The organism is Lachnotalea sp. AF33-28, from assembly GCF_003477885.1.
Lineage (GTDB): Bacteria > Bacillota > Clostridia > Lachnospirales > Lachnospiraceae > AF33-28.
Window position 1 is genome coordinate 1 of the sequence record NZ_QUEE01000025.1, and the last position, 12,077, is coordinate 12,077.

General features: G+C 47.2%; 9 protein-coding genes. All 9 read right to left on the reverse strand.

Going from position 1 to position 12,077, the window contains the following annotated elements:
- Window positions 1-339: 339 nt before the first annotated feature.
- The 9 genes from DWZ56_RS21935 to DWZ56_RS21975 all read right to left on the reverse strand — a co-directional run bounded on the left by DWZ56_RS21935 (window position 340) and on the right by DWZ56_RS21975 (window position 11,887).
- The gene (locus DWZ56_RS21935) at window positions 340-2,118 is read right to left on the reverse strand and encodes an ABC transporter ATP-binding protein (protein ID WP_158584690.1); all 1,779 of its coding nucleotides are present in this window, start codon (window positions 2,116-2,118) and stop codon (window positions 340-342) included.
- A 46-nt stretch (window positions 2,119-2,164) separates the two neighbouring features.
- Window positions 2,165-3,157 (reverse strand): hypothetical protein, encoded by a 993-nt coding sequence (locus DWZ56_RS21940; RefSeq protein ID WP_147369463.1) that lies wholly within the window; start codon window positions 3,155-3,157, stop codon window positions 2,165-2,167.
- 76 nt (window positions 3,158-3,233) lie between these two features.
- Complete coding sequence (locus DWZ56_RS21945) at window positions 3,234-3,980, reverse strand: hypothetical protein (protein ID WP_147369464.1); 747 nt, start codon at window positions 3,978-3,980, stop codon at window positions 3,234-3,236.
- A 236-nt stretch (window positions 3,981-4,216) separates the two neighbouring features.
- Entirely contained in the window at window positions 4,217-6,001 is a 1,785-nt protein-coding gene (locus DWZ56_RS21950) for an ABC transporter ATP-binding protein (RefSeq protein ID WP_118558770.1), read from the reverse strand.
- A gap of 192 nt (window positions 6,002-6,193) precedes the next feature.
- Window positions 6,194-7,321: a sensor histidine kinase gene (locus DWZ56_RS21955; RefSeq protein ID WP_118558771.1), complete on the reverse strand. Its 1,128-nt coding sequence runs from the start codon at window positions 7,319-7,321 to the stop codon at window positions 6,194-6,196.
- A gap of 51 nt (window positions 7,322-7,372) precedes the next feature.
- Window positions 7,373-8,065, reverse strand: a complete 693-nt coding sequence (locus DWZ56_RS21960) for a LytR/AlgR family response regulator transcription factor (protein WP_118558772.1) — start codon at window positions 8,063-8,065, stop codon at window positions 7,373-7,375.
- Between the two features lie 215 nt (window positions 8,066-8,280).
- A complete protein-coding gene (locus DWZ56_RS21965; protein ID WP_118558773.1) occupies window positions 8,281-9,966 on the reverse strand; it encodes an extracellular solute-binding protein in 1,686 nt (561 codons plus the stop codon).
- A 76-nt stretch (window positions 9,967-10,042) separates the two neighbouring features.
- Window positions 10,043-10,936, reverse strand: coding sequence for a carbohydrate ABC transporter permease (locus DWZ56_RS21970; protein ID WP_158584691.1), 894 nt, complete (start codon window positions 10,934-10,936; stop codon window positions 10,043-10,045).
- A gap of 24 nt (window positions 10,937-10,960) precedes the next feature.
- Window positions 10,961-11,887 carry an ABC transporter permease gene (locus DWZ56_RS21975; protein ID WP_118558775.1) on the reverse strand — a complete coding sequence of 309 codons (927 nt, stop codon included), beginning with the start codon at window positions 11,885-11,887 and terminating at the stop codon, window positions 10,961-10,963.
- Between the last annotated feature and the right edge of the window lie 190 nt (window positions 11,888-12,077).

The following is a 12,077-nucleotide window of genomic DNA, read 5'->3' on the forward strand; positions in this document are numbered from 1 at the left end:
ATTGACCGCCGATAAAAAATCAAAAAAATTTACACACTTTACTTGACAAACCCAGAGCATGTGAAAAAATATCTTCCTCCATCCAAATAGCACTCCAGGCGTTCCATGTTATCAGCAGAATATGATCCTTTTTGAGACGCGCTCTCGCTCCGTGAAGCGCGCAGATTGTCACCAAACGCCAGGTTGATGACCTGCGCGCACATCAGTGCAGCTTTATAAAGCTGTGTCCTATTTATATCAAACGCGTATCTTTGAAAGGGTTTGCTAATTTGATATGAAAACATTGATATTTAATGGCTCTCCGAGAAGTACCGGCATGTCTTAACTTTTACACTTTTCTTATCCCTCCACTGTCCATCTGGCCTGCGCCCGCCATATGCGCGAATATTCACCGTTCTTCTGCAGCAGCTCCTCATGGCGGCCAATTTCCGCCACTCTCCCCTCCTTCATTACCACAATCTTGTCCGCCATGCGGCAGATGCCAACCCTATGGGAAATGATGACGGCCGTTTTATCCTTCATCATCTCCATAAAGCGGCTCAATATATCATATTCTATCAGCGGGTCCAAAGCGCTGGTAGGCTCATCCAATATGACGATATCACTTAGGCGGAAAATACATCTGGCAATCGCTACCTTCTGCCACTGCCCGCCGGATAGTTCGCTGCCGCCAAATTCTCTGCCCAGCTTTCCGTCCAACCCTCCCACAATCCGCTTCACTTCATCCAGATCCGCCAGGCGGATAGCCCGGCTGACAGCCGCGTCGTCGCTCATCCGCTCCACATCGGAGATCCCTATATTTTCTCTTAACGTAAAATTGTAACGCACAAAGTTCTGTGAGACCATGGAGATATGGCGAAGCAGGCTGTTTCTGCGCATCCCCGCAATATCCGTTCCGTCGTACAGCACCATACCGTCCTTCGGCTTCAAACAGCCGGTGAGCAGCTTGGTGAGCGTCGTTTTTCCGGAACCGTTTTCTCCCACAATCACGACATGCTCACCTTTTTGCACCTGAAGGTCCACACCGGTCAACGCGTTCTCCTGCATGTTTGGATAGGCGTATGTGACTCCTTCCATATCAATGTCTCCCTTAAACTCAGGATACTCCCTGCCGCCGTCCTGTTCCTCGGGAAGCTCCAGGTATCGGTAATAATCCGACACACTTTTGCCGCAGTAAACAATATCTTCCATGGATCCGGTGAGATTCAGAGCAGCTCCCTGCAGCGTGGAAAACGCCGCTATGCAGCCGGCCAGCTGGGAGATACTGATCATTCCTTTCAACATCAGCCAAATACTCAATGCAATATTTATTCCATAGAATAAGTTTCGGATACAGTGTGCCGCGTTGACACGGATAAAAATTTTATCCTGCAAGCACTTCTGTTCTCTAAGCATCTCATCTCTGGAATCAACCCACCGCTCCTTCAAATAAGAGGTAAATCCCAGTGTTCTCATTTCTTTGACCGGTTCCTTCTTACAAAAAAGTCCCCATAGGTATTCGGCTGTTCTTTCCTTTCCGATCTGTTTATGATACAGTCTGTATTCCAGCTTACGGCTGCGGACTCCAACCAGAAGATTCGGCACTACACTTCCCAAGGCGATCAGAACCAGCCAGGGAGAAAAAGTTCCCATTACGGCAATTGCCGAGATCATGATGATTCCCCGCTCCAAAATATCAAATCCTAAAGAAGCCATCGTCCACAGCTGATTGCCTGTGCTGCATTTTTCCGCTATCTGATAGGCATCATAGGTACGACTGTCCTCAAATGCCTCCTGCGGAAGCTTCTTTGTCTTTAGAAACAGCCTTTGTCCAAACAGCATATGGCTCTTTAACTCAATATGCGCGGTCATTAGTGCGCTGATGCACTGAAGCACGATCGGCACACTCATAACAAAACACAACCCTCCTATCCCGCCCCAGAGACGGTCCCATCCCCGGCCGGTTTCCAGAGATTCCTGCGCCAGTTCAAACACCCGGGTCATAATCCATGGAGTGATGCTCTCAATTGTTATGCCAAGCAAACACAGAATAAGGTAAAGAAGCAGAAACACACGCATCATATGATACACATCCCGTGCGCACCGCCACCATACGGCGGGCAGACCTTTATTTTTCATCGTAACACCTCCATCCCTTACGTTCGCTAACTGCAGGCTGACTAAATTACTCAAATAAATTAGAAACAATTTCGTCGATCTCATCTGCAGTAATTTTTCCTTTATATTGTTCCAGATGGTTGCGCCAGTCTTCATGAAGTTCTTCCAGTGTTTGTCCTGTAACTTCCTGATACACGCTATATGGATCCATAGAACTATATATATTCAGGTAATTCTCCATACCATAATTATTTATCATATAGTGAGTAAAAGAACTCGCAAAATTGTAAGCTCTTGTACGCTTATCTATATTCTTAAATATAGCATTATTTATATCCCCTGTACTTTCAAAAATTTCTGTTACTGTTTCTTTGTCCTCTTCTGAAAATAACCAAAGTGCACAGAGCTTATCAGCATCAATACCATAGTTAGGCTGAGCCGGTTTGCCGGAAACTATATCCTGCATATAAGAAGGCAGTCCTTCACCCAGTGACTTGGATATGCCTAAAGGAAATAGCGTATGCGTAATCTCATGGGCTATCGGAGCCACTCCATGTTCAAAATATTCAATACTCAAGCAGATGTCTGCCATATACATACCGTCAGATGAAGGCAGCCTGTTAGTTGTCGATACAGTAGAATCCACAAACAAAAATGAAATATTAATATTTTTATATTCTGAATACTCCTCTGACTTCCCGGTCAGCCTGGCAATCTCATTGAAATATTCTGCGGCTTCCTGCAGAAACTCCGTTGCATTTTGATAGCCGCTTTTGCTCTTATCCAGTTTATCCCATTCATCACAATAAACGGACATCACCAAATTTTTGCTCCTATACTCGTATCTTAATCCGTCCTCTGATACCTGATCCATACTTGCCACAGCAGTTTCTATAAAGATATTTGCCGCCACGGATGTTGTCTGCGTAACGGACTCCTCTGCAGATGTAGGCAGCCTGCCCGTCGTTATACCTGCGCTATCCTTGCCTGCACATCCGTCAAGCATCAGTATACCTGCCAAAATTACGCAAATGAAACTCTTCCATCTGAATTCACTCATACCCGTGTCTCTGTCCCCTTTTGTCACTAACTGCACGTTTATAACCTGTGCTGCTTATTCAAGTACGCTTCCACTGTTATTGAAATAATTTAGAGATAGCCTCGTCAATCTCTTCTGCGGACATTGCTCCTTCATACTCCATTAAATGTAATTTCCAGTCTTCATGAAGTTCTTCCAGCGTTTTCCCGGTCACTTCCCGGTAGATTTCAGATGGATTGACGGCAGAATACAGTGCCATGTAACTGTCCATTCCATATTTTTCTATTATATAATGTGCAAAGGAACCGGCAAAATTATATGCAGCGTTACGGTAAAGCGGGTCATCAAATGAAGATCTCACTTCTCCTGTCAGCTTAAATACTTCACTTATTTTTTCATCCGCATCAGGGGCAAATAACAGGGTCGCGCAAAGGATATCAACATTCAAACCATAGTTGTGCGGGGCCGGTTTTCCTGCAACAACATCCTGCATATAGGAGGGCAATCCTTCTTTCAATGATCGGGAAGGGCCTGACGGACATATAGCATGAGTAAGTTCGTGAGCGACGGGAGCTGCACCATATTTAAAATATCCTGTATTAAGATGAATCTCTGCCTCAAATTCATCTCCTGCCGCAGACAGTACCGCTGTAAAGGAAACAGAATCTACAAACAAAAACGTTATGTTTACATTTTTATATTCTGAATATTCCTCCGTCTTTCCTGTCAGTCCCACAATATCATTGAAATATTCTGAGGTTTCCTGCAGGAACTCTGTTGCATTTTGATAGCCGTTTTTGCTCTTATCCAGTTTATCCCATTCATCGCAGTAGACGGACATCACCAGATTTTTACTCCGGTACTCATATCTTAATCCGTCCTCTGAAACCTGATCCGTATCTGCCGCTGCAGTCTCTGCAAAGGATTCTTCCGCTGCATTTGCTGTCTGTGCAGTGAATTCCTCCGCCGTTACAGACGGGCCGCCCGCAATTGTATCTGTGCTGTCCTTGCCCACACACCCGCCAAACGTCAGCATACCTGCTAAAATAACCAGCAGCAATCTCTTCCATCTGCATTCTATCATGCCCGTACCTCCTCTCTGTACCAGGAGGCCTGCGCCGAATACATTCTGGCATACAGCCCATTTTTCTCCATCAGCTGCTCATGACTTCCGCTCTCCGCAATCGTTCCTCCGTCTATCACCAGGATTCTGTCCGCCATACGCGCTGACGCCATGCGGTGGGAAATCATGATAGTCCCTCTGTCCCGAAACAGTTTCGAGAAATTCTCATACATCCTGCTCTCCGCGATCGGATCGAGAGACGCTGTCGGCTCATCGAGTATGACATATCTGGAATCCGACACAAAGGCTCTGGCGGTGGCGACCCTCTGCCACTGTCCTTTTGAAAAATCAATGCCGCTTTCGGTCAGCTTGCCAAGCTCCATATCCAGCCCCTCCGGACTTTTTTCCAACAGCTCTTCAGCTCCCGCCTGTATCAGCGCCTCCTTCAGGCGTAAATCGTCATTCAGACAGGACAGATTACCCAACCCTATATTTTCCCTTAAAGTCATCTGATAGCTCTGAAAATCCTGAAATACCACAGTGATCATCTCCCGGCGCATCTGATCGGAAAAGGTGCTGATATCCCTGCCGCCAATCAGTATACGTCCCTGCTCCAGCGGATAAAGTCCGCAGAGAAGCTTGATCATCGTTGTCTTGCCTGAGCCGTTTTCTCCGACAAAAGCCACATGTTCTCCATCGCGGATCGTAAAGCTTACATCCTTTAAAACCGTTCTGCTACTGCCCGGATAGGAGAAACTCACATGGTCAAACCTGATGTCATAATTCGAGAGTTTTTGGCAGAACCCTTCAGCATTGCGAAGCGGCATATGCATCAGATCAATCAGGTAGCTAATTTCCATAGAGCGCTGTAAAAGATTAGATATTAACCACGCGCTGGTGCTCAGTTTACCTAAAACGCTGGTCAGTCCACTGATCACAGAAACCATCTGGCCAAGGGAAATATTTCCTTCAGCCAGCTGTGCTGTTGTCATCACTGCCCCAAAAATAAAATACAGGATCCCAAGCAGCTGGCCGCCACCGTATACAGCGCCCAGGCGGAGATGTTCTTTTCTCATGGCATCATATGTGATTTGATTGTAATGTTTCCATTTGTCCCCCACGTAGTCCACACTGCCGAACATCTTCATCTCATATACCGCGTGTTTATCGGAGAATAGACTGCGGATATCGTTCTCCCTGCGTCTCTGAGACGTCGCATTTTTCCAAAGTTCATTTTTCATATAAGTTGCGTAATAATTCATCAGCGTCATAGGAACCGTAATTAACACAATTCCCATTCCCATCCAGAAAGATACGGAGAAAAACATGAAAAATACAGATACAAGCACAATGATTGTGCCCAAAACAATATAAATCCTGTGAAAGCAGGTCTGTACCAGAACATGGGGTTCCCTCGATATGCGCTCAAACAGATCCTGCGCGCCGGAATCCTCAAAGCAGGAATATTCCAGCATGCTTAGGCGGTCCATAATCACAGGAGCCATTTTCATGTGAAGCTTTCTCCGAATCTTTATAGTAAAAAGCCAGGCATCCAGCCGCTGCAGTGTGATCCAAAGTATCAGCACAAGTACAAGCAGGGTGCCAGACCATATTACATTGCCCAAGGTATCCTGCCTCTTTCCCAGGGATACCGCGCTGTCCACCAGCTGCTGTGTCAGATAAATCTTCATCGCCGGAAACAGGGCGACCAGCACCCCATCAAACAGCACTAACGCCCCTTCCCATGGGGCATAACTAAAAATCTGTTTTATCACCCACAACCAATTGCGCACTACCTTCATAGCTTACCTCCGTCCATACCTCTTACCGGGCTGTTATCCCAAGCGGAGCGTTTTTATTCAATCGGCTGTATTTTCCGATTGAATAGAAAAGGCGCGGAAATCATCCCGCACCATAATCCTAGCATACAATGACGCACCACAAACATTTATGTAACAAAATGCAGAATTCATGTAACAAACCGGCGCATCCTTCTATTTACAGTGAAGATGGATCACCACGGAAAACACATTTCCGTTATTGTCCGTCAAAAGTGTTCCGCCATACCGGTGTACAGTCCTTTCCACACTGCGAAGTCCGATGCCATGATACTGCCTGTTCAGCTTGTCGGTTTCCATGTGTCCGTTTCTGTCTGCAGGAGAAACCGCGATCGCATTGGATACCGCAAAATAATACCCGCCCTCCTGATTCATGAACTTCATGCGGATAAACCGCTCCTCCCCATCGGTGATCTTGCCGCAGGCCTCCATTGCATTGTCTATGATATTGCCGAAGATAGCACAGATATCGGTGGGGGACATGGAAAATCCGTCCAGCGGACACAAATCCAGAATGACCTGGATCTGTCTTTTGCCGGCCTGGAACAGTTTATCTCCCAGCAGGGCATCCATAATCGGATTGCCAGTGCGCACCGGCAGTATGGTGCTCTCAATGGAATCTCCCAGTTCCGACATATACGCTGAAAGCCTCCCATAATCCTTTTCCCCGATCAGCCGATTCATCACATTCATATGGTTGCGCATATCGTGCCAGAGCTGCCTGCTCCGCTCATAATGATCCTCTATACTCTGATAGTATCTGGCGGCATCTGACTGCTGCCGTTCGTTCTCCTGCTCTGTCTGCATTGCCTGCTGTCTCGACTTGAGGCCGTGAAATGTGATTTCCGAAAACAGCTCCTGCAGCCCGATCACCGCAGTGAGCACAAACCTCTGCTGTGCCCACCCCACACAATATTCCTGCTCCGTATGATGGATCAGAAACACAACAATCAGAGAACACACGCCTGTAATGAGCGGAAAACTCCACTCCGCCCGGTTCAGCTGCCATTCCTTTTTATACTGATTCATGCGAATGAACAGGTAATAAATCAGAAGCGTGAGCAGCAGTCCCACAGTAATAAAAAAAGCGAGCCATCTCATAGAATCGCGGAACGCTCCCATGCTGAAAAACAGATCCTGCACCATATATCTTATTATTACGCATGACGCTAAAAACTGCACTGCTGTCACCAGCTTAAGCCAGCAATCTTCTGTTCTGCGGCCAGCATAGCAAAATACTGCCGCTGTAAAGCAGATCACCACACACGCTGTTATCCAGTTCATCTTCTCTTCGTTCCTTCCGTACAATCCGGCTTTGCAGGCCGCAGGTCAAATTCAGAGCAGCAGCCGTTTCATCACATCCACGCTGTACTTTCTTCCTACAGGAAGCACCGTCCCGTTTTCCAGCTCCAGCTCCGTACCTGCAAACCGTCTGACGCGTCCGGCGTTTACCAGAAAACTCCGGTGGCAACGCACGAACATGCCCGCCTCCAGCTGTTTCAGCACACCGTCCAGGCTTTCGTAAAATATGTACTCACACTCCACGGCATACAGGTGAATCAGCCGTTTTTCGCTCTCCATATACAGGATATCCTTCTGACGCACTCTGTGTATTTCCCGTTCAAACTGAAACGTAAATACCGAGCCGTCCCCCAGTTCCCTGATACAGTCTCCAATCACCCTTCCAAGCTGCTGTTCCATCTGGTTTTTCAGCAGATAACGGAAGGCTTTCACCTCATAGCCGGTCTGCATGTAATCCAGGTAGCTGGTGATAAATACAATCAGCCCGCCGCAGTCCATTTCCCGCAGCTTTCGGGCAGCCTCCATGCCGTTCATATCCTTCATCATGATATCCAGAAACAACAGCTGGAAGGTCCAGCCGCCCTGCGCGGCGTGAATCAGTTCCTCGGCGCTCCGGTATTCCTTTATATCCATGTCTATACTGTCCGCAATGGAAAAGGCGGTCAGTTTTTCTCTGATCTGCCTGCAGTATATCTCTTCATCATCGCATATTGCAACCGTAATCACAGTCTGCCCCCCTGTCTGCGGTCCCGCTGTTTCTTTTTTGGCGGCGCTATCTTATTATGGCATGATTGTCCCCTGTTTGCAACGGATTCTTACAGCGGCGATGTCCAATTCCCCCATGAAACCATAAAACGCGCCCTGATCAAACGAATAAACACCGTCTGTTTCAGGGCGCGCTTTTTAAGGCGCTGCCTGGGGTGATTTAATTGCTTTCAGCATTATTTATTCTGCATCTCCAGAACTTCCTTCACCGTATTCTGATAATCTTCAATTCTGGATTCATACAGTTCCTGCGCTCCCATGGCATTAATATCTTCCATAAATTTCAAACGCATTGTTTCAAATTCTTCATCCGTTTCCGCCAGCACCATTTTCGGTATATTCGTCAATACATAGTCCTGAATTCTGGAATCGATTTCCTTCAAATCACCTGTATAGGCCTGGAGCCCTTTCTGCCACGCTTCATCCCAGATATGGTAGCCCGCCTTCGTATAATTCTGCACCGGCGCTGTGATGCCGTACTGATCGCAGTATTCCTTGACCACTCCGGTGCATTTGTATTTTTCGAAATAGGACGCGGTCTTTGAAAGAGCGATAGGCTGATTTGTATCTTCGTTCATGAACGGTCCGAAAAAGCTGCCAAACAGCACGGCTTCCGCGGTTCCGTCATTGAGTCCCTGCACATACGCGTCCAGATACTGCGGTTCGCCGTCAATGATATCCCAGTTCTCACCCTGCACTCCATTCTGGAACAGATAAGAGCCCTCATAGGACCACGCATAGTTCAGCAATTCCATCGCGCGCTCCGGATACTTGCATTTTTTGCTGATCGCATAGGGATCCGCGCCCGGAGTATAAGCATAGCTGCAGGTAAAGGAATCATTCTCAAAATTTTCAAAAGTCACCGGCAGAAACGTCTTATTCGGATCGTTCATGACCGGAACGGTAGCGAACCAGCTAAACGGCGCATAGAGCACCTGGCCTGCCTGTATCTTTTCTACCCACTGGTCATATTTCATCGTCACGCATTCCGGATCCAGGATTCCCATCTGATACGCTTTATTCCAATATTGAAAGAGCTGCCAGGTCGGTGAATCCGCATTCTCCATCGCATTGATATAACCGGTAACATCATAGATGTTGGTCCCAACCAGTCCATAATTGTCCAGCTTGCGGAAACCGATAAACGCCTCAGCCGAACTTAGGGAAAAAGTGTTCCACCCCGGATCTGCCAGGCAGCCGCTGACTGCATACACCTTTTTCCCGTCCTCTGTTTCCGGATAAGCATCCTGCATCTGCTTTAACACATCCAGCATCTGATCCATATTCTCTATCTTGGGCGCGCCGATCTGATTATAAATATCCCAGCGGATATAAGGCGCCACCGTCGGGAAACTGGAGTCATAATCCTCACCGGCGCGCAGCCCGATAAAATACAGCTGTCCGCTTTCATCGCTGTAATACTTTTTTGAAAATTCCAGCGCCTGCTGCCCCGCTTTCTTATTGTTTATTTCCCCTCCGTATTGCTCCACCAAGCCGTCTAACGGGATGATCTGTTCCGAATCTACCAATAGCTGCCTCTGTTCCGGCGTAATCCCCACCACAATATCCGGCAGATCATCCGAGGCGATCAGAGCGTTTAGCTCAGCAGTCAAATCCATCCCGCTGGTGGAAATGATATCCATCGTGATCCCCAGCTTCTCCTCAACAGCCTTCGTAACGGGATCATCCTGTACCCCCGACATCTGAGCGACACCGTTCATCAATACGGTCAGTTTTACTTTTTCTCCTGTAGATCCGCCTTCCGCCGATGCGCCTGAATCCCTCCCGGCACATCCTGTAACCAGCGATGCGAGCATTGCGGACATCACAAGAAATATCCACATTTTCTTTCCCATCTTCATTCCATTACCCTCTCTTTCATTTATTAATATAAATGCTGCGCATTATATTTCCGGCTTTGCTCCTTTCCGGGCACACCTATCCCTTCACCGAGCCTACAAGGATTCCCTTGACGAAAAATTTCTGAAAAAACGGGTACACAAGCATGATCGGAATCATGGTAATCACGGATATGCATGCCTTCATGCTTAAAGCGCTGGTCCGGTTGGCCCGGGCAGCTGCTGTATTGATATCGTTTATGAGGGTGGAATCCATGCTCTGCAGATACTCCAGAAGCAAAAGCTGCAGCGTTTTTAAATTCCTGTCCCTCACCAGATAAAAATTATCCTGCCAGCTGTTCCATTGGTTCACCGCGCTGAAAACAGCCACCGTCGCCAGCACCGGCACACAGACCGGAAAGATGATTTTCGTAAATACCGTAAAGTATCCGGCGCCGTCCATCCTGGCGGCTTCCTCCAGTTCGGCCGGGATTCCTTCGATATAAGTTTTAATCAATATGACATAAAACGCCACCACTGCGGACGGCAGTATGTACAGCAGATAATTATTCTTAAGCCCATAGGCCTTCATCACGATGAAATAGGGGATGATCCCTGCATTCAGGTACATCGTGATCACCAGCATCCGGTAGAATATCTTCCTGCCGATCAGTTCCTTTTTGGTCAGAAGATATGCGAAAAACGAGGAACAGCATATGGTGATCAGCGTGCCCGACACCGCCCTGGATGCGGAGACAAACGCCGCCAGAAGAATGTCCGCCTTACGAAACAGCACTTTATAATTTTCCACAGTGAAGCCCGCCGGAAACAGCCATATATCCTGTCTGGCGGCCTGTGTACTGTTACTTAAGGAATAAATGATCAGATAGTAAAACGGATACATGCAAAGCAGCGCAAACGCCCCTAATATCAGGACATTGCATACATCAAACGGACGGATACGATAACGTTTGTAACTTTTATTCCCTTTCATACTGCGGCTCCTTTTCATTTACGCTTATATAACAGAATTTCCTGTCAGCTTTTTCGCCAGCTTATTGACCGTAAACAGCAGCACAATGCTGACGATGGACTGGCTCATGCCGATGGCCGTAGCGAAGGAAATCTCCCCGTTTCCAAGGCCGATACGGTAGGCATAGGTGGACAGTACCTCCAGCTGCTCCGATACCATCGGATTATAAAATACATAGAACTGATCAAACCCCGCATTGGCAATGCTGCTGACATTCAGCACAAGCAATACAAAAAAAGTGGGCAGAATCCCCTGCAGCGTGATGTAGAGCATTTTCTGAAAACGGTTTGCGCCGTCAACATCCGCGGCATCGTATAACTCCGGATCGATCCCCGCAATGGCGGACATATAGATGATTGCACTCCATCCGATGCTCTTCCACACTCCCAGCAGCATCTGGAAGATATACGCGGCATCCGCATTGGAGAGCAGGTTGGCGGATTCCTTTAGGATGCCGGCCCTAACCAGGATCTGATTGATCTGCCCTTGTGAGCTGAAGAACATAAAGCAGATGGAAAAGACCAGTATCCATGATATAAAATTGGGAAATGACGACATGGTCTGTATCGTTCTTTTGATCTTTGAATTTCTGATTTCCGACAAAAAGATCGCAAACACCGCCGGAAGGGGCGCCGTTAAAATACCCAGAACGCCAAAAATCATAGAATTTCGAAAAGCTGCGATGAATCTGCTGCCGTGCGCAAACAGCTTTTTAAAATTTTCAAGTCCCACAAAGGTCTGCTCCCAGACAGCCTTCCCGGCCTTATAATCCATAAAGGCATACAGCCACCCAAACAGCTGGGCATAATAAAACACAATGATAAACAGGACAAACGGCAGCGCCATAAGCAGCAGCCTGACCTCAGACTTTTTTAATTTTCTTCTGCCGCCCCGCTTTTGCAATGCATCCATAAAGCTCTCCCCCTCACAATTTACTCCATAAATTTTCAGTCTGTTTTCCTCCCGGTCAAAAAGTATTATAACCGCGGCTTAGACCCGGATACAATGGAAAAAATTACATGTTAGTGCATTTTTTATACTTATGCACTTTCTCATCTATGGATTTTGTTGATTTTTACCCTTCCTTTATGTTAAAGTAAAA